The organism is Prevotella aff. ruminicola Tc2-24, from assembly GCF_900110895.1.
Classification (GTDB): Bacteria; Bacteroidota; Bacteroidia; order Bacteroidales; family Bacteroidaceae; genus Prevotella.
In genome coordinates this window covers 1-23,892 of the sequence record NZ_FOIQ01000003.1, presented here as the reverse complement: position 1 = coordinate 23,892, position 23,892 = coordinate 1, and the positions used below count along the sequence as shown (strand labels likewise).

At 49.3% G+C, this 23,892-nt stretch carries 23 protein-coding genes and 1 rRNA gene; 12 read left to right on the top strand and 12 right to left on the bottom strand.

Annotated elements, in window-relative coordinates:
- Positions 1–10 precede the first annotated feature (10 nt).
- The 8 genes from BMY63_RS06365 to trmB all read right to left on the bottom strand — a co-directional run bounded on the left by BMY63_RS06365 (position 11) and on the right by trmB (position 9,544).
- Entirely contained in the window at positions 11–1,009 is a 999-nt protein-coding gene (locus BMY63_RS06365; RefSeq protein ID WP_177178399.1) for a stealth family protein, read from the bottom strand.
- Between the two features lie 92 nt (positions 1,010–1,101).
- Complete coding sequence (locus tag BMY63_RS06360; protein ID WP_091915498.1) at positions 1,102–2,277, bottom strand: glycosyltransferase; 1,176 nt, start codon at positions 2,275–2,277, stop codon at positions 1,102–1,104.
- Complete coding sequence (locus BMY63_RS06355; protein ID WP_177178398.1) at positions 2,264–3,181, bottom strand: glycosyltransferase family 2 protein; 918 nt, start codon at positions 3,179–3,181, stop codon at positions 2,264–2,266. Before BMY63_RS06355 ends, BMY63_RS06360 begins: the two co-directional genes overlap by 14 nt.
- 54 nt (positions 3,182–3,235) lie before the next feature.
- Positions 3,236–4,252 (bottom strand): glycosyltransferase, encoded by a 1,017-nt coding sequence (locus BMY63_RS06350; RefSeq protein ID WP_091915494.1) that lies wholly within the window; start codon positions 4,250–4,252, stop codon positions 3,236–3,238.
- A 1-nt stretch (position 4,253) separates the two neighbouring features.
- Complete coding sequence (locus BMY63_RS06345; protein ID WP_091915492.1) at positions 4,254–5,810, bottom strand: lipopolysaccharide biosynthesis protein; 1,557 nt, start codon at positions 5,808–5,810, stop codon at positions 4,254–4,256.
- A 119-nt stretch (positions 5,811–5,929) separates the two neighbouring features.
- Positions 5,930–7,078 (bottom strand): Mrp/NBP35 family ATP-binding protein, encoded by a 1,149-nt coding sequence (locus BMY63_RS06340; RefSeq protein ID WP_091915490.1) that lies wholly within the window; start codon positions 7,076–7,078, stop codon positions 5,930–5,932.
- Between the two features lie 18 nt (positions 7,079–7,096).
- Positions 7,097–8,761 (bottom strand): leucine-rich repeat domain-containing protein, encoded by a 1,665-nt coding sequence (locus BMY63_RS06335; RefSeq protein WP_091915488.1) that lies wholly within the window; start codon positions 8,759–8,761, stop codon positions 7,097–7,099.
- 12 nt (positions 8,762–8,773) lie between these two features.
- Positions 8,774–9,544, bottom strand: coding sequence for a tRNA (guanosine(46)-N7)-methyltransferase TrmB (trmB, locus tag BMY63_RS06330; RefSeq protein WP_091901568.1), 771 nt, complete (start codon positions 9,542–9,544; stop codon positions 8,774–8,776).
- 142 nt (positions 9,545–9,686) lie between these two features.
- Between trmB and BMY63_RS06325 the strand changes: the two genes are divergently transcribed.
- Complete coding sequence (locus BMY63_RS06325) at positions 9,687–10,220, top strand: DUF805 domain-containing protein (RefSeq protein ID WP_091915486.1); 534 nt, start codon at positions 9,687–9,689, stop codon at positions 10,218–10,220.
- Between the two features lie 108 nt (positions 10,221–10,328).
- On the opposite strand, the gene BMY63_RS06320 is transcribed toward BMY63_RS06325, so the two are convergent.
- The 4 genes from BMY63_RS06320 to BMY63_RS06305 form a co-directional block, all read right to left on the bottom strand.
- Entirely contained in the window at positions 10,329–11,345 is a 1,017-nt protein-coding gene (locus tag BMY63_RS06320; protein ID WP_091901572.1) for a branched-chain amino acid aminotransferase, read from the bottom strand.
- A 110-nt stretch (positions 11,346–11,455) separates the two neighbouring features.
- Positions 11,456–11,650: an exodeoxyribonuclease VII small subunit gene (xseB, locus tag BMY63_RS06315; protein WP_091901574.1), complete on the bottom strand. Its 195-nt coding sequence runs from the start codon at positions 11,648–11,650 to the stop codon at positions 11,456–11,458.
- A complete protein-coding gene (xseA, locus tag BMY63_RS06310) occupies positions 11,647–12,993 on the bottom strand; it encodes an exodeoxyribonuclease VII large subunit (RefSeq protein ID WP_091915485.1) in 1,347 nt (448 codons plus the stop codon). Before xseA ends, xseB begins: the two co-directional genes overlap by 4 nt.
- Positions 12,990–14,360: a S8 family peptidase gene (locus tag BMY63_RS06305; protein WP_091915483.1), complete on the bottom strand. Its 1,371-nt coding sequence runs from the start codon at positions 14,358–14,360 to the stop codon at positions 12,990–12,992. The genes xseA and BMY63_RS06305 overlap by 4 nt, the downstream gene beginning before the upstream one ends.
- A gap of 211 nt (positions 14,361–14,571) precedes the next feature.
- On the opposite strand from BMY63_RS06305, the gene BMY63_RS06300 reads away from it, so the two are divergent.
- The 11 genes from BMY63_RS06300 to BMY63_RS06250 all read left to right on the top strand — a co-directional run.
- Positions 14,572–15,954, top strand: coding sequence for an MATE family efflux transporter (locus tag BMY63_RS06300; protein ID WP_091915481.1), 1,383 nt, complete (start codon positions 14,572–14,574; stop codon positions 15,952–15,954).
- On the top strand, positions 15,935–16,552 hold the full coding sequence (locus tag BMY63_RS06295) for a cytidylate kinase-like family protein (RefSeq protein ID WP_091901583.1): 618 nt from the start codon (positions 15,935–15,937) through the stop codon (positions 16,550–16,552). The genes BMY63_RS06300 and BMY63_RS06295 overlap by 20 nt, the downstream gene beginning before the upstream one ends.
- A gap of 24 nt (positions 16,553–16,576) precedes the next feature.
- Positions 16,577–17,071 carry a metallophosphoesterase family protein gene (locus tag BMY63_RS06290; protein ID WP_091915479.1) on the top strand — a complete coding sequence of 165 codons (495 nt, stop codon included), beginning with the start codon at positions 16,577–16,579 and terminating at the stop codon, positions 17,069–17,071.
- Positions 17,072–17,093: 22 nt separating this feature from the next.
- Positions 17,094–18,227, top strand: coding sequence for a dTDP-glucose 4,6-dehydratase (locus tag BMY63_RS06285; protein WP_091915477.1), 1,134 nt, complete (start codon positions 17,094–17,096; stop codon positions 18,225–18,227).
- Positions 18,228–18,295: 68 nt separating this feature from the next.
- Positions 18,296–18,595, top strand: a complete 300-nt coding sequence (locus tag BMY63_RS06280; protein WP_091915475.1) for a sigma factor-like helix-turn-helix DNA-binding protein — start codon at positions 18,296–18,298, stop codon at positions 18,593–18,595.
- Positions 18,592–19,797, top strand: coding sequence for a formate-dependent phosphoribosylglycinamide formyltransferase (purT, locus tag BMY63_RS06275; protein WP_091915473.1), 1,206 nt, complete (start codon positions 18,592–18,594; stop codon positions 19,795–19,797). Before BMY63_RS06280 ends, purT begins: the two co-directional genes overlap by 4 nt.
- Positions 19,778–20,191: a sugar 3,4-ketoisomerase gene (locus BMY63_RS06270; RefSeq protein ID WP_177178396.1), complete on the top strand. Its 414-nt coding sequence runs from the start codon at positions 19,778–19,780 to the stop codon at positions 20,189–20,191. The genes purT and BMY63_RS06270 overlap by 20 nt, the downstream gene beginning before the upstream one ends.
- A complete protein-coding gene (locus tag BMY63_RS06265) occupies positions 20,179–21,117 on the top strand; it encodes a GNAT family N-acetyltransferase (RefSeq protein ID WP_091915469.1) in 939 nt (312 codons plus the stop codon). The genes BMY63_RS06270 and BMY63_RS06265 overlap by 13 nt, the downstream gene beginning before the upstream one ends.
- Positions 21,114–22,214: a DegT/DnrJ/EryC1/StrS family aminotransferase gene (locus tag BMY63_RS06260; protein ID WP_091915857.1), complete on the top strand. Its 1,101-nt coding sequence runs from the start codon at positions 21,114–21,116 to the stop codon at positions 22,212–22,214. Before BMY63_RS06265 ends, BMY63_RS06260 begins: the two co-directional genes overlap by 4 nt.
- A gap of 396 nt (positions 22,215–22,610) precedes the next feature.
- Positions 22,611–23,330: a Bax inhibitor-1/YccA family protein gene (locus tag BMY63_RS06255; RefSeq protein ID WP_091915855.1), complete on the top strand. Its 720-nt coding sequence runs from the start codon at positions 22,611–22,613 to the stop codon at positions 23,328–23,330.
- 388 nt (positions 23,331–23,718) lie between these two features.
- A 16S ribosomal RNA gene (locus BMY63_RS06250) occupies positions 23,719–23,892 on the top strand; the annotation flags it as partial.

Sequence of the window (23,892 nt, the reverse complement as noted above, 5' to 3'; positions counted from 1 at the left end):
TGAAGTATCGTCAATTCTCAAAACTTGATTTTTTCGGAAGAATCTTTTCAAAGGCTGAACGAATTCTGTTCTTTGCTTCTTCGAAATCTGTAATCTCATCACTGTCGTTGATACAGATAATCTTCTTTTTCTGCTGTAGGATGCTGGTCGTGACCTCTGAGATATTGCTATCGTTTATCAGATAGTATTGACCACTTTTCTGCACAGGATAAGGTGAAAAGGTGTTGGAGGCCAGCTGCCAGTATCTGAGGATCCACGGGGCGACATTGCCATAGTTCCGAAACTTGTTCTTACTCGTCCGTGTCAGGTCTTCCTCGCAATTTGTCCACACCTCCTCGAAGGTTCGTTTCAGATAGCTATATGGCAGGTGTGGGTTGACGAATCCAACGAACTCATCCTTTCGGATAATCGTGCAAAGTAGGTTTAACAGTGACTGACGCAGATAGGTAGCGTTAAACCACTTGAACGGGCTGTTTTTCACTACCTCCCATTTATTGAAGTGCTCGTTGATGAGCGTCTTGGCCAGTAATACTGATGCTCCGTACATCCCACTGTGGATGTTCACAGTCATGCCCCCCAAATCACAGGGAAGTCCATCCTTAAAGAATCTTTCTGGTGTTACGTGGTCAATCAGGAACATGTCGTCGTTGAAATAGACGAAATGGTCAGATAGTTCTTCTATCTTATATAACCAATACTCTAACGTTGAACTACTGAATGTTGGAAGATACTCGGCTGGTATAAAGTCGGCGTGCTTGACAATCCTCAGTTTCGGATGTGCGGTGTTCAACCATTCGGGCAGGTGCCCGCAGGTGACGAAGAAGATGTGATTCACCCATGGGGCGAACGTCTCCACACCACGGAACCAGTATCTGAGTGTCTCCCAATCTCTGAATCTGGAGTCGTCGATTTTCTTATGCTCTAATGCGGCATAGTGGTCGCGCTCTTTCCTCCATACAGGGTCGTTTCCATCGACCCAGGTGATCACAAAGTCTATGTTTTTGTTCATACTCTCCATTTCGTGATATAACGTGTTTCCACATATAGCATAGCTAGAAGACAAAGTACATCTCTTCAGCAATGCTCAAGGTTTCGTGAGCCTTATTCTCTTGGCTCATCATATAATCTGCTGATATCTACTACTTGCTGGTTGGGACTCACCTGTACCATCTCTGCTTTTAATGCTTGCTCTATCCCTTCCGCGATAGCTTCAGGTGTGAAGTCTGTTATATATCCATTTGTTCTTCCACTCATCTGTTCAACGCCGCAGAAGTCAGTACATACGATTGGGTTGCCAAAGCATAAGGCTTCACCGAGTGTGATACAGAAGCTCTCATAAAGGGATGGTTGGACATAGATATCGCAATCTTTCATAAAACGATAAGGATTCTCCTGCTCACCAAGAAAAACAAGATGATTTGTTACTTTCTCTTGTTGGGCTAGCTTCATGCATTGCCTATAATACTTATTACCGACTTCTCCACCGATGATATACCATTTCACATCATGGTGTTTGTCTAATAGTATCCTCAAAACACGTATGGCTAATAATATTCCTTTTTGTGGTTGGAGGCGCCCAACTGTTAGCAATCGACGGCCTTGATAGGCATCGCAGAAAGTGCTGCCCGCATTCGCTTTTTCCAAGATTTCTCCAACAGGTATGACATTACGGATTACGAGCGTCTTCTGCTTCATCTGCGGGAAAGCTTCGTCAAAACGGATCTTGGCTTCTTCTGATACGGCAACGGCATGGTCGATGTTCTGATGCAATCTCTCCACGATCTTATATTTAAAGCGCTCTCGGGGCATAGAAAGATCTTCATGGATCCAGATGCATTTCTTCTTGGCTTGAATCCTGTGACACAGATACCAGACAAACTCACTTGGAATACTCCTAAAGGCAATGGCGAGGTCATAACACTCGTCGAGCCTCGGTGCATGACGGTACTTGTTTCGGCAAAACCAGTAGTTGTCATGAGTGATTTTGCCGTATGCCCATGATAGAAGGAACAGAAAAGCATCAAACCAACGGAATGATCTTAGCATGGAGCGAACTGTCTCAATGTTCGACAATGCTGGTAATGTGTGTATCTGTATGTCTTGTGGGATATACTTCATTAAAGCGCCTTGTCCCTCAAAGAGGCCAAGATGTACCTCATAGCGGTCAAAAGGGAACACACTCAGGAGATTCACGAATGCTTTGCCTGTTCCTCCAATTCCCGCTATTGACATCAGGAAGAAGACACTTCTCTTCTCGTGTGACTTACTTTTTCCCATATCGGTATTTTATCATCAGGTATGCCAATGGACGGCAATAGTAATATAGCCAGATGGTCTTATTGTATTTCGTAAGCGTGTGCATCTTTGAATGATGCTTTCTTTTGAATTCTTTAAGATCCCCCATGATACGGGGGTAGTCGGGATCATTTTCTAATAATGCCCATCCGTTAAGCATCTCTCTAAGGGCATGGGCTATCTGCATGTCTGCATACTCTGGGTATTCTGACTGCAGGAATTCTATGGGCTGTTTGTAGGCCGCAATCAGGTCTTTGATGGTCTTTGCGTTGAATCGTTTCGACGTGATGCTGTTCTCACGTGTCACGTAATGGTATAAGATCGCTTTTGTGGCATATATCTTATCTGCTTTGTGGACCAGTTGATATGTCACACAGATATCCTCATAGGTTCTTCCTACAGGAAATCTCACTCCATCGAAAAGTTCTCTTACGAATAATTTGTTCCAGGCAAAATTGCGGATAACACTCTTTTTACATATTAGTTGTTTGATGACTGCTGCTTCCTCTATCTCTGAGGAGGAATTGACTGATACGAGGGTGGTTTCACCAGTAGGAAGCAGCCAACAGAAGCCGAAGCATACGATGTCGGCATGTTGTTCTTCTGCAATCGTGAGAACGGTCTCGCAAGCTTCAGGCTCTATCCAGTCGTCGCTGTCGACAAACTGGATATAGTCGCCTTTCGCGATGTCAAGTCCTGCATTCCTGGCGGCAGACAGCCCTCCGTTCTTTTGATGAATAACCCTTATTCGTGAGTCTTTGCCTGCATACTCATCACAGATGGCTCCACATCGGTCAGGACTTCCGTCATCGATAAGTATGATTTCAAGATTCTTGTATGTCTGGTTGATGATTGAGTCAATACACTTCTCTAGTGTATAGCTCAACTTGATAGATAGGAACGATAATTGATATTAGGGGGGCTATCATATTATGTTGTGTTATTCGTTTTTCACGATCTTTCCATAGATGATCCGCAAATTGATGAGAACGTGCGGCGCATGATGGTATAGAAACGTATTTAGCTTCTGTTTGATTCCATCGTCGAAAGAAAGGGAGGGGGCCGCCTCCCTTAGGATATCAACGACCTCATATCGTTCTGGCATTGTTTTAAGTTTGGTTGTCATCCATAGGTTATAGCAAAACGAGGCGTATATGTCGTTTTTCAGCTTTCGTTCTAGTTCGGGTTTGAGATTCAGTTTGGTCAACTCCCAAGTCTTGGCAATGGCAATTGATATTTCTTTCCCTTTTTTAACATCGTGGGAGGAGGAGGCAGCAAAGGGGCGATGCTGCCTGTAGATGTTTAATAGCCATGATACTCTCAGACATTTCCTCGCTTTTAGATAGCACTCATGGGTGAAAGGTACGTCCTGACAACGAATACCAGGGAAAAATGTCAGATGATGCCTCAGAAGGAAATCTCTCCTGAACAGGGTTCGCCACACATAGCACTCGTGTGGGTTCAAATCCTGAAGGAACAGCTCTTCGCCAGTCTTCTCTATGGACGTCCCGTCTTTCTGCACAATCGAGTCAAACGGGTACTGATCCATCTCCTTGTTGTCAATCCTCAGGAAGTCTGCTACCACTATATCGGCTTTCGATGAGAGTGCTTTCTCAAGAAGGAACGGCAGACTGTTGGTTACCAGCATGTCGTCGGAGTCGGGCATGAGAATGTACTCTCCTCTGGCCCTGACTATGCCGTTGTTGCGGGCGACAGACAGTCCTTGATTCGTTTGGTTGATAACAGTGATGTTAGAATGCTGGTCGATGATGTCGGTAATCATTTCCATGCTCTGATCCTTTGTACCGTCGTTGACGATGATCAGTTCGAAGTCTTTGTCTTTTAGTCCTTGACGGAATACGCTCTCTATGCAAGGACGTATGTATCTCTCGACTTGATAGACAGGAATGATGATGCTCAGTGGTACATCATTCTCTTTTTGTGAAATAGTAGGCATATCATGATTGTTTTAGGATTTTTGTTTTGATATGGTTAGTGACTTTCTTACGCTCATTTTTCTGAAGCCCAAGGTAATAGATTGAAAAAACGGTCAGCAACAGGATGAAGGCCAGATGGCAGAGATGCCATAGCCTCGAATCGGTCTGTATCTGAGAGGTAAGAATCATGCAAAGGATGATAGGGATGCTGGCGATGAGGGGCGGGAGATAGCTCTCACGGCAGAAACGCAGCACAGGGAAATGGAGGATGCGATGCATCAGATAGATCTGCGAGATGCGCCAGAAAATATCGGCAATCAGGAAGACTATCAATAATGAATAGGCTGGATAGCCAGCTTTAAGGATGATGAAGCCGACAGGGATGCATGCTAGTGTCACGATGCTATATGTCATCTTGAACTTGCTGATCTTGCCGGAGGCGTTAGCTACATGGGTGAGCCCGCCATCGGTGACGGAGACAAAGACCATCAGCAGGATGATCTGGCAGAACACCAAGGCACCTTCGGGCACCTTGATCAGCCATAGGTGAAGGATGAAGTCTAACTCTGCCCACAAGGGGAAAAAGGCTAGCATCATCATGAGGATACAGTACTTGCAAATACGATTGGTGAGATAGTATACTCGTTCCATGTCGCCGCCACTGTAACTCTGAGTCATCTGGGGCGCTGCCGCATTCTGGATATTTCTCGCAAAAGGTGAGATGTTGCGCTCAATAGTCTTGCCAACGGCAAAGGCTCCGTTCACCACGGTGCCGAAGAAGAAATTGATCAGAAGCATACTTCCCTGATTCCTACCCATATAGGCGATGGAGGTCAAAAGATTGTAATAGCTGAAGATGAGTATCTCTTTATAGATGCCCCATTCCTTGATGAAACGCCATCTGACAATATCAGGCCATCGACGATAACAGTAATAGTGGTAGATGACAAATGATGCCAGGGTGGTAAGTCCCTCGATGATGGCAAAGGCTCCGATGCGATTGCCGTCGTAGGTGAGTAGCCAATACAGGAGGATGAGCTGCACTGCCTTTACCGAGATGGCTACTACGGCCGTAAAGAGAAACTTCTCAGCTGCATTGAAAAGACTGGAGAAGGGTACGTTGAAGATGCCTAGGCAACAGACTATTGTTGCCACTTGAAAGGCGAACATTGCTGTCCCCTCCTTGCCTGCTTCCGCATTCAGGTAATGATGGATATAGTAGATACCGCCTACTTCCAACAGGAGGAACAGGAAGACCGCCATCGCGATATGCAACACATGGCATACATTGAAGACACGGTTGAGGTCGCCGTCTGGCTTGCCCCTCTCCACGTTGATATAACGAACGGTTGTGCCTCCTAGTGAACTGGAGATAACCGTGAAGAGAGCAACGATACCGCCAACCACGCTGTACAGACCGAAGTCGGATACACCCAAGGCTTCAAGGGCCAGTCGTGAGGTGTACAGTCCTAGAAGCACCCTGATCGCCAACTGTCCATAGACCACCAACGTGTTCTTGGCAATCCGCTTGTTGCCACTCTGGTAATTGCTTTCTAGTCTGTTCTCAGATGAGTTCATGCAAAATCTTAGGGTCACCCTGTCCTCTGAAAGGGCGTGTAAATAGTCCAGATGTGCAGCCGGTCTCTCTTTGATGACCATTTTCCTGATGCATCAAGGAGAGACCTGAGGCTGTCGTGTTATTTGACTCCGACAATCTTTGTCTTGGGCTGTTCTTTATTACGACGATTGACGACGGTGACAACGGCCTGTGCGAGGTTAATGAAGGCCTGGCCTGTCATGGTGTCGACTTTCAAGGCAGCGGGCTCACCAGCATCGCCGCTCTCACAGATACTCTGTACGATGGGGATCTGGGCCAACAGGGGTACACCCATCTCTTGTGCCAGATTCTTGCAACCTTCTTTTCCGAAGATGTAATAGCGGTTCTCGGGCAATTCTGCAGGAGTGAACCATGCCATGTTCTCGATGAGGCCGAGGATAGGGACGTTGACCTTCTCGTTGCGATACATGTCTATGCCTTTACGGGCATCGGCCAGGGCAACGGCCTGCGGTGTCGACACAATGACGGCACCAGTGATTGAAAGGGTCTGCAATAGTGTCAGATGGATATCTGAGGTGCCAGGAGGGGTGTCGAGGATGAAATAGTCGAGTTCGCCCCAATCGGCATCAGCGATGAGCTGCTTTAATGCACTCGTGGCCATACCACCGCGCCAGAGTGTGGCAGTGGTCGGGGAAACGAAGAAGCCGATGGAGAGTAGCTTAACACCGTATTTCTCAATTGGGCAGATGAGGTCGCGGCCGTCGACATGGACGGCATAAGGGCGTTCATCTTCGACATGGAACATCTTGGGCATCGAAGGACCGAATATGTCTGTGTCTAAGAGGCCAACTTTGTAGCCGAGACGTGCCAAGGCAATGGCGAGGTTGGCTGAGACGGTGCTCTTGCCGACACCGCCCTTACCACTGCTTACGGCGATGATGTTTTTCACACCTGGCAATAGCTTCTCTATTTCTGGGCGGGGTGCTGACTTAAACTCGGTGGCGATCTCTACATCGACGTCGGTCGCCGGTTCTTGGTTGTCAGTTGCATGCTGCCGACAGTGGTATTTGATGGCAGCCTCTGCTGCCTTGACGGTCGACTTCAGAAAGGGATCGGTATCACGTGGGAATACCAGTACCACCTTCACCTTCCACGGATCTCCTTCTTGTGAGGGCGCTGCTACGGATGGGGTATCAGCCACCATGTCACTATCTACAAGATTCTTTTTCGTGCCGGCATACGTCACTGTTGCCAGCGCATCCATAATTAGTTTGGGATATAACGTCATTCTTTATTTTTTGTGTGTTTATTTCTCTTTGAAACCTGTAATCTTTTGCCAGTTCTTGTTGGCTACGTATATGGGCAGACTCCCCTTGGGTATCAGATAGGTGGGCGAGGTGCCTTTAAAGGTGCTGTTGGTAATGGTTGGCGGTGCCGGGGTGTTGAGGATAACCTCGCGCAAGGAGGCACATTTCGCAAAGGCCGATCCGCCGATCTTCTTCAGTGCTGTTGATAGCTCGGCCGTGGTGAGCATGATACATCCCGCAAAGGCGGAACTGCCGATCGTGGTGACTGCCACGGGCACCTTGATACTGGTCAGCGAAGCACAATTCTCAAAGGCATTGTCACCAATCGACAGAAGGGCGACAGGCAGAGTGATACCGCTCAAAGCAGAACAGTCTTGGAAAGCCTTGTTGCCGATCTTCTTGACAGAGGTCGGCAGATTGATCACACGTAAATTCTGGCACTTCCTGAACAGATCGCTCTCCACCTCTGTGATAAAACCGTTAACTGCGACGCTGTCAAGACTGGTACAATTCTCGAAAGCGCTCGAACCGATACTTTTTACCATGTTTGGTATGCTGACCTCTCTCAGGGAGGCGCAATTCTCGAAAGCATGGTCGCCAATCTTCGTAAGGGCGGTGGGAAGTGTGATCTGCGACAGACTTTTACAGTCGTCGAAAGCACGACTGCCGATGATTTTTACATTGGCAGGGATGGTGATGTCACTTAAGGTCGAACAGCCACGAAAAGCGCTGGCGCCAATCTCGTTAAGGTGGCCCTGCAGGATGACAGTAGCCAGTGAACTGCAGTTCTTAAAGGCACTGCTACCTAACTTGGATATCTTGTCGAAGGTGGCAGATCCTAAAGCCTTGCAGCCCTCGAAGGCACTGCTGCCCACATTGTTGACGGAGGCCATCTCGATGGTCGACAGACTTGTACAGTCTTCAAAGGCGGAACTGCCAATCTCATTGACAGACTTAGGAAGGGTGATACCTGTCAGATTCTTACAGTCGCGGAAGGCATTGCTGCCAACAGACTTCAAACGATCAGGCAGGGTGACGGCAGTCAGATTCTCACAACCGCGGAAGAGATCTGTCCCTAATTCCTTTACATCTTCTGGTATCACAATGGCTGTGAGTGCCTTGCAACCCTCAAAGACCCCGTTGCCTAGTGTCTTCAGATTGGCGGGCAGGCTGATTGATGAGAGTTTCTCACAATCCTCAAAGGCTTCGTTCTCAATGGTCGTTACCGTTTCTGGGATAGGAATAGCTGTCAGACTCACACATTTCTCAAAACAGTTCTTGCCGATAACGGTTGTCGTGTTTGGTATGAGCACTTTGGTGAGCATCTTGGCTCCAGAGAAGAGACCACCGGGTAACTCGTCGTTCTTGGTTTTGATACCCTCCTTACCTCCCATGATTCTTGCCTCAGAGAGGTCGATGGCCGTGACGAGGCACTCACCAGGATTTTTCTTGTTGGTCTTGGTGCGGTTCACAATCTGTTGAAGCAACTTGATGTCGGCACCATTAAGTGGTCCGCTGATCTTCAATTCTGCGATCTTAAAGCGCTGAGCCTCTTCAATCTTGGTGGATAACTTGCCGACACTGTCGACGGACACCTCAAGTGATTTCTGTGCCATGGCTAGCAGAGGGAGTGCTGCCACGAGGATGGTCATCAGTCTTTTCATAATAGCTGTCTTTTATTTCGCTTTGTCGAGTGAACTTCTTTTGGAACGGTGGTATGAACGATAGTCGTCAAGCTCGATCTCAACATCGGGCTCTTCGAGTTCTCCGGTTCTGAGCAGATGCCATTTCATATACTTGATGTTCAGACCACGCGCGATCCACATCGACTCATAGTAGGTCTGAATAGAGAGAATCTTCTTCGTCGCATCGTCTATGCGCTCATCATGGTACAGGTCTTCCGTGCGGAAGACAACGGGCAACTGATTCTTCTCCACCATATATGTCGTGTAGGTGAAGAGAAAGTTGGAGTCGGTCTTGAGATGCACGATGCCGCCGTCAGTCAGAAACTTGCGGTAACGATTCAGGAAATATGTAGAGGTAAGGCGCTTCCGTGGGTTCTTCATCTGCGGATCAGAGAAGGTGAGCCAGATCTCCTGTACCTCGTCTTCGGCAAAGAAACGCTCAATGATTTCAATATTCGTGCGTAGAAAAGCTACATTTTTCAGTCCTTCGTTCAATGCCTGTGTGGCACCAGTCCACATCCTGGCACCTTTGATGTCTACGCCGATGAAGTTCATGTCGGGATAGAGTTTGGCCAGCTCTACGGTATATTCTCCCTTACCGCATCCGAGCTCAAGTACGATAGGATTCTGGTTGTGAAAATAGTCGTCGCGCCACTTGCCTCTCATTTCAAACGGCACATTGTCAATAACTGAGTATGGATACTGGAATACGTTCTCGTAATTCTCCATATCCGCGAACTTTGCTAGTTTTCCTTTTCCCATATTCTTAGTCTGTTTCGCCAGGGTATGAATATACCCTCGCGACTTTGTCGCAAAGGTACGAAAAAACTTGGATATATTTGGGTAAAAGCAAAAAAAAGTTTATATTTGCAGAAAATAACAATACAACTATCAAAAAAAGGTTATGGCAAATTACAAGATTCTTCCTCAACTGGGGTTTGGTGAGGCTGTCAGACTGGCTTCCAGTCGTCTGTCGGTATTTAAGGGACGTAGTCGTCGTTCGGAGTTCTGGTGGTGGCTGTTGGTCGTCCTGGCATGTAACTTCATTCTTTCGACTTTCGTGACAGATCTATTGGTTGGCTGTCTGCTTTCTATTGTGGTGATGTTCGCTGCCCTGTCGGTAACTGTGCGCCGCCTGCATGATACGGGTAGAAGCGGTGCGTGGGTTTATATCAGTTATGCGCTGGGTGCGGCAGGACAGATTGTAACAGGCACGTCAAGTGTCATGAATGACTATATCGAAATAGCTATGTCCGGAAATGTGGATAAACTCATGGCTTTTTTCGAGGATAATGCGGGCTCTTTCTTTTTGATTGTTCTTTTGGGAATTGCTTGGCTGTTATCTTGTCTGGTCGTGTTCTTCATGGTCCTGATCGACGGAAAGCCCGAGCCGAACAAGTATGGTGACTCCCCGAAATATGTGTTAGTGGAATCGTAAAGGAAAGGGACATAAGAGAAAAAGAGAAGAGGCTCATTAGAGCCTCTTCTTCTGTTTAAATATTTCTCAATATTTCTGTGTTGATTGGTTTCGTGTAATATCGGTCCCTTAATCGATGACAACGGTTGTCCAACCGTGCTTGTCTTCGATCTCTCCGTATTGGATGCCGCGAAGCGTGTCGAACAACTTCTTCGATACAGGACCTGGTTTTTCTCCAAAGTCATATCGTTTGCCTGTCTCGAGATCGTCGATGTATGAGATCGGCGAGATAACGGCTGCAGTGCCACATGCACCAGCCTCCTCGAAGGTGTCGAGTTCCTCCTCAGGAATTGGACGGCGTTCTACCTTCATCCCCAGATCCTCAGCCACCTGCATCAGACTCTTGTTCGTGATAGAGGGCAGGATAGAGGTCGACTTCGGGGTGATATAGGTGTTGTTCTTGATACCAAAGAAGTTCGCAGCACCGCACTCGTCAATATATTTCTTCTCTTTTGCGTCGAGATAGAATTCGCAGGCGTAACCTTTTTCGTGTGCCAGGTTATTAGCGAAGAGCGAAGCGGCATAGTTTCCACCGACCTTATAGATACCTGTTCCGAGGGGAGCCGAACGGTCGTGATCCCTAACGATGACATAGGGGTTTGAGGCAAAGCCGCCCTTGAAATATGGACCCACAGGGGTTACAAAAATCAGGAAGCAGTATTCACTGGCTGGGTGTACGCCTACCTGTGCAGAGGTACCGATCAGTAATGGACGGATATACAGGGTGGCGCCACTCTCATAAGTGGGAATCCATTCCTGATTCAGGCGGACCACCTTCTTGACCATTTCGACAAATGTCTCTGTTGGCAACTCCGGCATCATGATACCACGACAGGTGCTCTGCAGACGGGCAGCGTTCTCCTCTACACGGAATACGCGTACTTTACCATCTTTGCAACGGTAGGCCTTCAGCCCTTCAAATGCCTCCTGTCCGTAGTGCAGACAGGTCGCTGCCATGTGCAGTTTCAGATACTCGTCGGAGCATACTTCAATCTCGCCCCATTTACCGTCGCGATAGTAGCAACGTACATTGTAGTCGGTCTTCATGTAACCGAAAGACAGGTTTGCCCAGTCCAGATTCTTCATTTCTTTAGTCCTTTAAAGTTTCAAATTAGGTGCAAAAGTACACAATTTACTGCACATCCGCAACTTTTTTGGTTAAAATCTTTTTAAATTGTTACTTTTTTCTTGTTGGATCAGTCTTTTTCCGATAGGATTTTCTTAATCTCCTCGTCGGTCTTGGTCAGTTTGTCCTTGCAGAGCTTAATGAGCTCTTGTGCGCGCTTGAGTTGTGCTGTCATCTGATCAATGTCCAACTCGTCATTCTCCATCCTGCGGACGATGTCCTGCAATTCGGCCATGGCCTCTTCATATTTGGTCTCTTTTTTCATTTGATGATAGATTTGATGGTTCCTTTTTCCAGTAGGGTCTCAATCTCGTCGCCCTGATGTAGTTGCTCCGAAGAACGTATCACCTTCCCCTGATGAAGGGTGATGCTATAGCCTCGTTTCAAGAGTAACCTCGGGTCGAGTCCTTTGGTCTTCTCCTCGATGAGTTGCAGACGATGACATTCAGAGAGCAGACGGCGTTCGATGAGCATTGGTAGGCGCTCCTCAAGTGCTGTTAGTCTGGAGCTAAGCGATGATGTTTTGTCACTGCAACAATGTGCGAGCCGACTGTATAGACTGTCGATGCGGGCCTCCTGATGGATCTTCACCGTGGAGAAGATGCGGGGGAGAGCGATGGCGATGGCCGACAGTTGATAGTTGGCTGTTGACAACTTCTGTTGTGCATAACGGGTCAGATGCTCCTGGGTGTCGTTAATGGTGTCTAGTATCTCTTTCAGATGTGAGATGAGCAGGGCAGCAGCAGCTGTAGGGGTCTTGACCCTGATATGACTGACCATGTCGACGACCGACTCGTCGCGGTCATGCCCGATACCGGTGATAATCGGCAGGGGGAAATTAGCTACGTTCTCTGCAAGCTCTAAGGCATCAAAGCCCGATAGGTCGCTGGTGGCACCGCCACCTCTGATGATAACCACACAGTCAAAGTCTACATGATTATAGATCTTCTCCAAGGCTGTGATAATACTCTGTGCTGTACCTTCACCCTGCATGATGGCGGGGAAGAGTTGTGTCTGGAACTGGAAGCCGTAGGGGTTGTCGGCCAACTGGTTGCAGAAGTCGCCATAGCCGGCAGCCGTCTCACTGGATATAACGGCGATATGCTGACAGAATAGGGGCAGTCGAAGCTCTTTCTGTAGGTCGAAGATACCGGCTTCCTTTAACTGCCGGATAATCTCTTGTCGCTTTCGTGCCATGTCACCCATCGTATAGGTAGGATCGATGTCAGTGACGATCCACGAGAAACCGTAGGCCTCGTGGAACTGCGGGTATACCCTGAGCAGCACTTTCATGCCGGCATGGAGTTGTTGTCCTGTGGTACGCTCGAAATATGGTCGTATGACCATCCATTTCGAGGCCCAGCATTTGGCAGAAGCCTTGGCGATAGGCCCAGATCTGGTCGGCGTGCCGAACAACCCCGAATTTTTGGCTGTCCCAAGGGAGTCGCCGTTTTCGTCGTATTGGATCAGTTCCATATAACAATGCCCTCTCGATTCTCGGCATTCCGACAGTTCGGCCTCTACCCAATATTCGTTGGGCATCTCACTCTCGATGACCTCCTTGACCAGTCGGTTGAGTTCGTATAGGGTTATAGGATTGTTCTTCATCTCTCTGTCATTTTTCCTACCATATATGCTCGCCAGAAATTCGGTATGCCGTAGCCACAGATATTGTCGGGCTTCTGGTGGTTACTGCTGTTCTCCCTGATAAGTTGGATAATCTCAAGGGCTGTCTTCTCGGGGAAAGCCTGCCACAGACAAGCCGCCAGTCCCGCTATGGTGGGCGTGGAGAATGACGTTCCCATGTCTCTGGCCACCGTTCCTCTTCCGGAGATCAGTGCTGCAGGACTCCCTAAAGCCATTACGTCTGGTTTGACACGACCGTCTTGTGTCGGACCGACACCGCTGAACGGTGCATTTTCCTTTTCTGTGTTCAAGGCTCCGACGGTCAGAATGTCATGGGCATCGGCAGGGAAGACGATCTTCTTCCAGGGGCCCATGCCTGAGTTGCCGGCCGAGTTGACGAGAATGATGCCTTTCTTGGCCAACATAGAGGCAGACCGACTGATGAGCGCTGTCTGCCCGTCCAGGTCGTGCTGGTGGTAATAGCCGGGATAGCCATCATACTCGTTGTAACCAAGACTAGAGCTGATGATGTCTACGCCGACAGAGTCGGCAAACTCTGCCGCCATGGCCCAGTAGTCTTCTTCGACAGGCTGTTCTGTCTGTTGATCCTCGCAGCGCAAGAGCCAGTAACGGGCGTCTGGAGCCGTACCGATGAGCACCTCGGGCTCGTTGACTGCCATGGCCGATAGAACCTTCGTGCCGTGATCGGTCTCTTGGAAGAAATGTGTGCTGTTGGGATAGACGAAATCCTTTGTTCCGATAATACCCGAATGCTGCAGGGCAGGAATCGCATTAACGTTCTGAAAACCGCCGTCAAGCACAGCGATGGTCATGCCTTTTCCTCTCAGACCGATGCTGTGCAGACGATGGCCTGCCAACATCTCTATCTGCTCACGCCCGTTGCCATAGCTCTCGCCTTTGATGCTGTCCCAAGTACAGAACGTCTCGCGCGCCGTAACCTTATGAATCTTCCTCAGGATAGAGTCGGGTGATGTCCATACCTTCTTGGCTTCGGCCACACAACTGAGTGTCGCAAGTTTATCCAGAAGGATCGTGTCATTGGAACGGACGAGAATCGTATTGTTCCATCGGCTAGTACCGATAATGGTCCATTCCGATGATCGTTTCGAATCGTTCTTGACCGTTTCGTCGGATGTCTTTTCAAAAAGCTTTAGATAGGTACTGCTCACGGGCAGGTCGGTCGAATCGACTGCCAGTCCTTGTCTGCGGCGGCGCTCTATCGCCTTGTGAGACAGCCATCTGCTGGGATGCTCAAGCGAATAGGGTGAACCTTGTTTGTCTTTGAGCGTATACCTGTAGATATAGAACTTTCCCCCAGGATATCTCATCTTAGGATTGTTTCTTGCGTTTGCTGTCGTGTGGCATAGAAGCGCAAGCAACAGGAAAACGATGGACTTTGACAGACGGCGGAAAAGCATAACGGATGCAAAGGTACTAATATTAATTAAGAAATAAAAATATGATAAGGAAAAATCGAGCGAAAAGCCTAAATTAATTTGGCTTTTCGCTTATTTATTCGTATCTTTGCAACCGTAATATATGGAGAAAGAAAAAAGTGTGACAGATAACAGGAAGGCAGCGCTTGAATTGGGGCAAAAACCCGTGGGCGCTTTGCTGTGGCAATATGCTCTGCCTGCCATTGTGGCCATGACGGCTTCAAGCCTCTATAACATCATTGACCGTGCCATGATTGGTCAGATTGTGGGACCGGAAGCCATCGCTGGTCTGGGCATCACGTTTCCTTTTATGAACCTGAGTGCGGCATTCGGTGCCGCTGTGGGCGTGGGCTCCTCGACATGTATCAGCGTCAAACTCGGACAGAGAGACTATAAGACGGCAGAAAACCTGTTGGGTAATACCGTGACTTTGAACCTGATCATCGGCTTCTTGTTTATGGTGGTCTGTCTTGTGTTCTTGAATCCGATCCTCCGGTTCTTTGGTGCTTCGGACGCAACACTGCCATATGCCCGTGAGTTCATGACGGTGATCTTGTTGGGTAACATGGTGACACATATGTATTTCGGTATGAACGCTGTGCTCCGTGCTGCTGGTAAGCCGCGTCACGCCATGTATGCCACGCTGTTCACCGTGGGCATGAATATCCTGTTGGTGGTGGCCTTCGTGTGGTGGTTCCGCTGGGGCATCCGTGGAGCGGCCTTGGCAACGGTCACTTCGCAGTCGATGGCTTTATGCTGGCAGATGTGGATCTTCTCGAACAGGAAAGAACTGCTTCATCTGAAGCGTGGCATCTATAAGTTGAAGAGGGATCTGGTGCGGAATATCATCAGTATCGGTGTGTCGCCGTTCTTGATGAATGCCACGGCATGTGTCATCGTGATTTTCATGAATAATCAGTTTGTGCGCTATGGCGGCGACATGGCTGTAGGCGCCTATTCGATAGCTAACTCGATGGTGATGGTGTTCTTCATGTTCGTCATCGGCATCACTCAGGGCATGCAACCTATCGTGGGTTATAACTACGGAGCCGAGAAATTCGACCGTATGTTTCGCTGCCTGTGGCTGGCCATCGCTTGTGCTACGACGATCTTGTTGGTAGGATGGGCGCTCTCGATGCTCTTCCCTCGACAGATCGCCCGTATCTTTACGGCCGATCCGACCCTGCTGGAGATGTCGGCACGAGGCATTAAACTTGATATGCTCGTGTTCTTTGTGGTGGGTTCTCAGGCTGTGATCACCAATTTCTTCCAGTGCATCGGGAAAGTTAAGGTGAGCATCTTTCTCTCGTTGTCACGCCAACTGATCCTGTTACTGCCGATGGCATATGTCTTCCCGATGTTCTGGGGACTGGATGGCGTGTGGTATGCAATGCCGGTGAGCGATTTCGGCTCGTTCTCGATGACGATACCGATGCTGATATGGTATATTAGAAAACTCAAAGCTTATGGGAAATATAATCATTAATGTGGGTCGACAACTCGGAAGTGGTGGTCATGATATCGGTAGAATGCTGGCTCTCGACTTCGGCGCAAAGTATTACGACCGTGAGCTGTTGAACCTGGCCGCAAAGGAGAGTGGATTCTCAGAGAAGTTCTTCGAGGAGAACGACGAACGGAAGGGATTCCTCAAAGGCCTGTTCAATGTGCAGACATCGCATTTCAGTGGAAGCAGTCTCTATAAGTCGAATTTCTCGCAGGAGAGTCTGTTCCAGTTTCAGAGCGATGCCATCAGGAAGGCTGCCGCTGAGAGCTCCTGCGTGTTTGTCGGGCGTTGTGCCGATTACGTGCTTCGCGATTTACCGAATGTGGTGAATATCTTTGTGACTGCCTCTATGGACTATCGCATCCGGCAGATTATGAACAAGCAGCATCTCGATGAGGAGGCTGCGCGGAACTATATCGAGAAACGTGAGAACCAGCGTGCGGAGTATTACAACTATTATACGGGCAAGAGATGGGGCTATGCGGCCAGCTATGATCTGTGTATCGACTCCAGCGTGTTAGGTATCGTGGAGACCGAGAAACTTATCGCGGAGTTTATCCGGAAACGCTTTAAGATATAATGTCGTTCAGCTAAGGGAAAAGGGATGAAGAGGATAGGAATCATAAGCGACACACATGCCTATTGGGACGATAAGTACGAATATTACTTCGATTCGTGTGATGAGATATGGCATGCCGGTGATATCGGTAGCGTTGAGGTGGCCGAACGACTGGCTGCTTTCCGTCCTTTCAGGGCGGTCTGCGGCAACTGCGACGGTGGCGACCTGCGTCTGATGTATCGTGAAGTGAACCGTTTCAAGTGCGAGGATGTGGATGTGCTCATCAAACATATCGGTGGCTATCCCGGTAATTATGATCCCAGCATACGCTCAACGCTCTTTGCCAATCCGCCGCAGTTGTTTATCACTGGTCACTCGCATATCCTGAGAGTGAAATACGACAAGACACTGGGACTGTTACATATTAATCCCGGAGCGGCAGGACAACAGGGATGGCAGAAGGACCGTACGCTTGTTCGTCTGACCATCGACGGAAAGACGTTCAAGGATCTGGAGGTCATCGCTTTAGGGGATCAATAAGAATATTATCAATAAGATAGATATGAGGACGATAGTTATTACAGGGGGTGCGGGCTTTATAGGAAGTCATGTGGTGCGTCTCTTCGTGAACAAATATCCGGATTATCGTATCATCAACCTCGATAAGTTGACTTATGCCGGTAATCTGGCCAATCTCAAGGATATCGAGGACAAGCCCAATTATGAGTTTGTGAAGATGGATATCTGCGACTTCGATGCTTTCTACAAGCTGATGCAGGATAAGAAGGTCGACGGCATCATTCATCTTGCCGCTGAGAGTCATGTGGACCGTAGTATCAAGGATCCCTTTACCTTCGCCAGGACAAACGTGATGGGAACGCTCTCACTACTGCAGGCGGCGAAACTCTATTGGGAGTCGCTGCCGGAGAAGTTCGAGGGCAAACGTTTCTACCATATCTCGACCGATGAGGTATATGGCGCTCTTGAACTGACTCATCCTGAGGGCATAGAACCGCCGTTCACCACAACCGCCTCCTCATCGGAGCACCATCTGGCGTACGGTGAGCAGTTCTTCCTGGAGACCACGAAATACAATCCGCACTCTCCGTATTCTGCCGCTAAGGCGTCGAGTGATCATTTCGTGCGTGCCTTCTACGACACCTATGGTGTGCCTGTGGTTGTGACCAACTGCTCGAACAACTACGGTCCGTATCAGTTCCCTGAGAAACTGATACCGCTCTTTATCAATAATATCCGCCACCGTAAGCCGCTGCCTGTCTATGGTAAGGGTGAGAACGTGCGCGACTGGCTCTATGTCGAGGATCATGCACGTGCCATCGATCTTATCTTCCATCAGGGAAAGACTGGCGAGACCTATAACATCGGTGGCTTCAACGAGTGGAAGAATATCGATATCATCAAGGTACTGATTAAGACCGTCGACCGTTTGTTGGGCCGCAAGGAGGACGAGGATATGGATCTGATCACCTTCGTCACTGACCGAGCCGGTCATGATCTGCGCTATGCCATCGACTCGACGAAACTCCAGAAAGAACTTGGTTGGGAGCCGAGCCTCCAGTTCGAGGAGGGTATAGAGAAGACCGTCCGTTGGTATCTCGACCATCAGGAGTGGCTCGACAATGTCACTTCCGGCGACTATCAGAAATACTACGACAGCATGTATGCCAACCGCTAGGTGAGGTGCGTTGCTGTCTCATAAATAAATAATATAAATGTGGTGCCGTTTCACGGCAAATCTGTCATATGGATGCATTAACCCGCTCCCTCCACTCATTCCTGGTGCACATAGGTCTGAACCCTATGAGCATCACCCCTCAGATGGAACACTATCTGGAGCATCTGCTCTATCTGCTCCCTCCTGAGGAAGAAGAAGCCGTAACCCATTATTATGGTCTCTTCGGCTCCGAGCGTAAGTCACTTCAGGAGATCGCCTCAGACTTGGGCCTCTCTCAGGAGGATACGATGGCTCGTCTCGACCAGTGTGTCCGCCGACTCGCTGTCACTCCCGAATGGCAAATGATTAAACAAATACAAAAGATATGAAGAAGATACTACTTTTAGGCTCTGGTGAACTCGGTAAGGAGTTCGTGATAGCCGCTATGCGTGCTGGTCAGTACGTGATAGCTTGTGACCGTTATGACAATGCACCGGCCATGCAGGTGGCCGACGAGCGTGAGGTGTTTTCAATGCTTGATGGCGATGCCCTCGAGGCGGTCGTCAACAAACACAAGCCCGACATCATCGTGCCTGAGATCGAGGCCATCCGTACGGAGCGCCTCTTTAAGTTCGAGGAGCAGGGCATCCAGGTCACTCCTTCTGCCCGTGCCGTGAACTTCACGATGAACCGTCGTGCCATCCGTGATCTGGCCTCTAAGGAACTCGGTCTGCGTACGGCCAAGTACTTCTATGCCAAGACCTTCGAGGAGTTCAAGGCGGCAGCCGACGAGATTGGCTTCCCCTGTGTGGTGAAACCTCTGATGTCGTCATCTGGCCATGGTCAGAGCTACGTGCATAATGATGGTGAGCTGGAGCAGGCTTTCAAGGATGCGATGGAAGGCTCTCGTGGTGATGTGAAGGAGGTGATCATCGAGGAGTTTATCGACTTCGATTCTGAGTTTACCTTGTTGACCGTCACCCAGAAGAACGGTTGGCCTACACTGTTCTGCCCGCCGATCGGTCATGTGCAGAAGGCTGGTGACTACCGTGAGTCATGGCAGCCATATAAGATCTCCGATGAGGCCTTGAAACAGGCGCAGAGCATGGCTGATAAGGTGACGAAGGCCTTGACAGGTGCCGGTATCTGGGGTGTGGAGTTCTTCCTGACGAAACAGGGCGAGGTGATCTTCTCCGAGCTCTCTCCCCGTCCGCATGACACCGGTATGGTCACGCTCGGACATACCACGAACCTCAGTGAGTTTGAACTGCACTTCCGTGCCGTGATGGGATTGCCTATCCCTGCCATCCATCTGGAGCATGCCGGTGCCAGTGCCGTGATCCTCTCGCCGAAGGAGGCCTCCACACCGGTCGACCGTTCGCTGCTCGACTATAACTTCGACGAGGCTCTGAAGGAAGACCGTACCCGTATCCGTATCTTCGGTAAGCCGGAGGCTCATAAGGGTCGTCGTATGGGTGTCGTTCTCTGCTATGGTGAGGTTGGCGACGATGTCAACGCTCTGCGTGATAAGGCTAAGCGTCTTGCCAAGACGGTCTTAGGCACCGATCCCTATGAGAAGTTTGGACATTAAGATTATCGATCTACCGAGGATAACGGACCCCCGCGGTAACCTCACGGTTGCCGAGGGGGCCGATATGGTGCCTTTCGACATCAAGCGTGCCTATTGGGTGTATGACGTGCCAGGCGGCGGTTGCCGTGGCGGTCATGCACATAAACGGTTACGTCAGTTCGTCATCGCCGTCAGCGGCTCTTTTCATGTGACACTCGACAATGGCTACGAGCGGAAGACGGTCTTACTGAACCATCCGTGGCAGGGCTTGCTGATCGACACGGATATCTGGCGTACGCTCGACGATTTCTCTTCGGGAGCCGTCTGTCTGGTGCTGGCCTCCGAGCACTATGAGGAGGATGATTATATCTACGATTATGATGAGTTCCTGAGGTACGTGGGATGTTCGAGATAAGACGGTATCATGACGGTTTGAGCGACGCGTGGAACGAGCTCGTCGCACGGTCGAAGAACGGCACGTTCCTCTTCGACCGTCGTTATATGGATTATCACAGTGACCGTTTCCATGACTGTTCGTTGATGATCTACGATGCCAAAGGTCTCTATGCCCTGCTACCTGCCAACCGACAGGACGATACGTTGTTCTCGCATCAAGGACTGACCTACGGTGGTCTGATTACCGATGAGCGAGCTTCGGCAGCCGGTATCTGTGAGCTGTTCTTGGAACTCAACGGTTGGCTGCGTTCGGAAGGGGTACGACGGGTGGTGTATAAGCCTGTGCCTTGGATCTATCACCGCCTTCCTTCCGAGGAGGATCTCTATGCGTTGTTTGTCATCTGCCATGCCCGACTGGTGGGGCGCGATCTTTCGTCGGCTCTGATCCCGAAGGCACCTGCCAGATGGAGTCACGGTCGCAGGTATGCTGTATCCGAGGCTCGGAAGAAGGGCGTGTGCGTGGCGCCGAGCGATGACTTCTCTGCTTTCTGGCCTCTGCTGACACGTAATCTGCAGACAAGGTATGGCGTGTCGCCGGTACATACTCTGGAAGAGATGCAGCGGCTTCATGCCCGCTTTCCTGAACGTATCCGACTGTACCTGGCTTCTGCTGAGGAGGAGGTCGTGGGCGGAACCATACTCTATTTGTGCGACCGTGTGGCGCATGCCCAGTATATCTCGGCCAATGAGAAGGGGAAACAGCTGCATGCGGTCGATGCTTTATATGAGCAGATATTGAGGCACGATTATGCCGATACGTCGTTCTTCGACTTCGGGAAGTCGACGGTGGGCAGCGGCTGTGACCTGAACGAGCAACTGGTATTCCAGAAGGAGGGCTTTGGTGCCAGGGCCGTCTGTTACGATACATACGAGTGGACACTATGATCAAGTATCTGGACCTGAAACGGATCAACGACCTGCACGATGCGGAGATACGACAGGCCGTCGGTAGGGTGCTCAACAGTGGCTGGTACCTGAAGGGGGAGGCCACGCAGCAGTTCGAGAGTCACTACGCATCGTTCATTGGCAGCCGCTATTGTGTCGGCTGTGGTAATGGACTCGATGCGCTGACTATGATCTTCCGCGCTTATATGGAGTTGGGTGTGATGACGGAAGGCGACGAGGTCATCGTGCCTGCAAACACGTATATCGCCAGTATCCTGGCCGTCACGGCTAACAGACTGAAACCGGTATTGGTGGAACCTGACATCAATACTCTTCAGATTGATGATGCCTTGATAGAGCGTGCCATCACAGAACGTACCCGTGCCGTCATGATCGTTCATCTCTATGGGCGCTGTGCCTATACGGAGCGGATAGGGGAGATCTGCACAGACCACGGACTGAAGCTCATCGAGGATAATGCTCAGGCGCATGGCTGTGTGACGTCTCATGGCTTCCGTCGTACGGGATCCTTGGGCGATGCCGCCGGCCATAGCTTCTATCCGGGAAAGAACCTTGGTGCCTTAGGTGATGCCGGGGCTGTGACGACCGACGACAAGGAGCTGGCACGTGTCGTGGCGATGCTGGGCAACTACGGCGCTTCTGGGAAATATATCTTCGACTGCAAGGGACGTAACTCCCGGATGGACGAGATCCAGGCAGCTGTGCTCGACGTGAAGCTGCGCTATCTCGAGGTGGAGAACGACCGCCGCAGGGAGGTGGCTGCTATATATTATAATAAGGTGAGCAACCCGCTGATACATATTCCCGTGTCCGACAGGGATTGTGTCTGGCACATCTTCCCTGTCTTCTGCGAACGTCGCGACGAACTGCAGCGGTATCTCCTGGAGAATGGTGTGGAGACGCAGATACATTATCCGATACCTCCGCACAAGCAGCATTGCTATCGTGAATGGGCTCAGCAGTCGTATCCCATCACGGAACTGATTCATGCCCAGGAACTCAGTCTGCCGTGTAATCAGACGCTTCAAGACGAGGATGTCAACTTGATTATCGGTCTTCTTAATCGTTTCTCATAGGACTTGATGGTCGTGCCGATAGGACCTTTATCTGTCAGGTGACATATCTTTAAAAGTAAAACAACTTGTTTTACCTTGTAAGGGATGCCTGATACGGGTGTAAAGGATGCCTTCTATGAAGGTAAAACAAGTTGTTTTACTTTTGCGATGATGCCTACTCTGGCAGTAAGAGTACGGTTGCACTTCTGGCAGCCTGCGCTCCCATCACCAAGACTTTTATGTTTCCAGTGTAGTTTAATAGATTGTTAGTGGGGACAAATATAGTGAAAAAGTTCCAAAAATACAAATAATAGGGTATTTTATGATTCTGTTTGATGTTTTATTAAAAGTAATTGCTTACCTTTGTGGCATCATATTTGCAGTAATGCTAATGTAAAAAACGAAAAAATGAGACCTATGAATTATAATGAATTGAATTTCGATGGCATGACTCGCGAGCAGGAGCTCTCGATGTCGGCTGCTTTTCCTGCCCTGATGCGGAAAGTGTATGTGTGGATGACGCTGGCGCTGGTGATTACTGGCGTAACGGCGTATGGTGTGGCAACAAGTCCTGGCTTGCTGACGGCGATAGCTACTAACAGTATCCTGTTCTGGGGACTGATTATCGCGGAGTTCGGACTTGTCGTGGCAATCAGTTCTGCCATCAACAGACTGTCGCTGACTACAGCCACGCTCCTTTTTGTCTTGTATTCCGTGATTAACGGTGCAACGCTGTCGTTCATCTTCGTGCTCTACACCATGTCGAGCATCGCTAGCGTGTTCTTCATCACAGCTGGTACCTTCGCGGTGATGGCGCTGATCGGATATACAACGAAGACTGATCTATCTTCGATGGGGAAGATTCTCTTCATGGCACTCATCGGACTGATTATTGCTACGATCGTGAACATTTTCCTGAAGAGCTCTCTCATGGAGACTGTCGTGAGCTATATCGGTGTTCTGATCTTCGTCGGACTGACGGCATACGATTCTCAGAAGATCAAACAGATGTTGATGATGGCTCCTGATGCCGGAGAGGCTGCACAGAAACTGGCACTGCTGGGCGCACTCTCTCTCTATCTCGACTTTGTGAATCTCTTCATCTATCTATTGAGGATTTTCGGGCGCCGCGAGTAATCAATCGTCGCTCGTACATAAGTAATATAATAGGAAGGGGACTGGAGCTTTCGGATGCTTCAGTCCCCTTCTTGATGAAGAATAAGTGTAAAAATGTCAATAAACACGAAAATCTTTCATCTTTCTGCAATTTTTCTTCTCCAAAATTTGGATGGTATCAAAATTTGTCGTACCTTTGCATCCGCTTTCGCCTAAAAATCCAGGCTGAGGCAAACAAGAAAGAGTTCTTTGAAAGATTTACATAGACAGAAGTAGTACAAGAAGCGAGAGCATTGTAGTGATGCTCTTGGGTAGAAGAAACGAACCGTTTATTCTTTTAAACAATTACTTGATACTGGATAGTCGTTCTGAGACAGATAACATTCCGTAAGGGATAAAGATATTTTTTACAGTGAAGAGTTTGATCCTGGCTCAGGATGAACGCTAGCTACAGGCTTAACACATGCAAGTCGAGGGGCAGCATTATCGAAGCTTGCTTTGATAGATGGCGACCGGCGCACGGGTGAGTAACGCGTATCCAACCTTCCCCTTAGTAGGGCATAGCCCGTAGAAATGCGGATTA

Excerpts from the sequence above, each read along its gene's own strand:
- BMY63_RS06300 (WP_091915481.1), top strand. The coding sequence starts at position 14,572 with ATGGAGAAAGAAAAAAGTGTGACAGATAACAGGAAGGCAGCGCTTGAA.
- BMY63_RS06340 (WP_091915490.1), bottom strand. The coding sequence starts at position 7,078 with ATGACGTTATATCCCAAACTAATTATGGATGCGCTGGCAACAGTGACG.
- xseA (WP_091915485.1), bottom strand. The coding sequence starts at position 12,993 with ATGAAGAACAATCCTATAACCCTATACGAACTCAACCGACTGGTCAAG.
- BMY63_RS06360 (WP_091915498.1), bottom strand. The coding sequence starts at position 2,277 with ATGGGAAAAAGTAAGTCACACGAGAAGAGAAGTGTCTTCTTCCTGATG.
- BMY63_RS06320 (WP_091901572.1), bottom strand. The coding sequence starts at position 11,345 with ATGAAGAATCTGGACTGGGCAAACCTGTCTTTCGGTTACATGAAGACC.
- BMY63_RS06295 (WP_091901583.1), top strand. The coding sequence starts at position 15,935 with ATGGGAAATATAATCATTAATGTGGGTCGACAACTCGGAAGTGGTGGT.
- xseB (WP_091901574.1), bottom strand. The coding sequence starts at position 11,650 with ATGAAAAAAGAGACCAAATATGAAGAGGCCATGGCCGAATTGCAGGAC.
- BMY63_RS06350 (WP_091915494.1), bottom strand. The coding sequence starts at position 4,252 with ATGCCTACTATTTCACAAAAAGAGAATGATGTACCACTGAGCATCATC.
- BMY63_RS06335 (WP_091915488.1), bottom strand. The coding sequence starts at position 8,761 with ATGAAAAGACTGATGACCATCCTCGTGGCAGCACTCCCTCTGCTAGCC.
- purT (WP_091915473.1), top strand. The coding sequence starts at position 18,592 with ATGAAGAAGATACTACTTTTAGGCTCTGGTGAACTCGGTAAGGAGTTC.
- BMY63_RS06270 (WP_177178396.1), top strand. The coding sequence starts at position 19,778 with ATGAGAAGTTTGGACATTAAGATTATCGATCTACCGAGGATAACGGAC.
- BMY63_RS06325 (WP_091915486.1), top strand. The coding sequence starts at position 9,687 with ATGGCAAATTACAAGATTCTTCCTCAACTGGGGTTTGGTGAGGCTGTC.
- BMY63_RS06365 (WP_177178399.1), bottom strand. The coding sequence starts at position 1,009 with ATGAACAAAAACATAGACTTTGTGATCACCTGGGTCGATGGAAACGAC.
- BMY63_RS06260 (WP_091915857.1), top strand. The coding sequence starts at position 21,114 with ATGATCAAGTATCTGGACCTGAAACGGATCAACGACCTGCACGATGCG.
- BMY63_RS06285 (WP_091915477.1), top strand. The coding sequence starts at position 17,094 with ATGAGGACGATAGTTATTACAGGGGGTGCGGGCTTTATAGGAAGTCAT.
- BMY63_RS06345 (WP_091915492.1), bottom strand. The coding sequence starts at position 5,810 with ATGAACTCATCTGAGAACAGACTAGAAAGCAATTACCAGAGTGGCAAC.
- BMY63_RS06290 (WP_091915479.1), top strand. The coding sequence starts at position 16,577 with ATGAAGAGGATAGGAATCATAAGCGACACACATGCCTATTGGGACGAT.
- BMY63_RS06255 (WP_091915855.1), top strand. The coding sequence starts at position 22,611 with ATGAATTATAATGAATTGAATTTCGATGGCATGACTCGCGAGCAGGAG.
- trmB (WP_091901568.1), bottom strand. The coding sequence starts at position 9,544 with ATGGGAAAAGGAAAACTAGCAAAGTTCGCGGATATGGAGAATTACGAG.
- BMY63_RS06280 (WP_091915475.1), top strand. The coding sequence starts at position 18,296 with ATGGATGCATTAACCCGCTCCCTCCACTCATTCCTGGTGCACATAGGT.
- BMY63_RS06305 (WP_091915483.1), bottom strand. The coding sequence starts at position 14,360 with ATGAGATATCCTGGGGGAAAGTTCTATATCTACAGGTATACGCTCAAA.
- BMY63_RS06265 (WP_091915469.1), top strand. The coding sequence starts at position 20,179 with ATGTTCGAGATAAGACGGTATCATGACGGTTTGAGCGACGCGTGGAAC.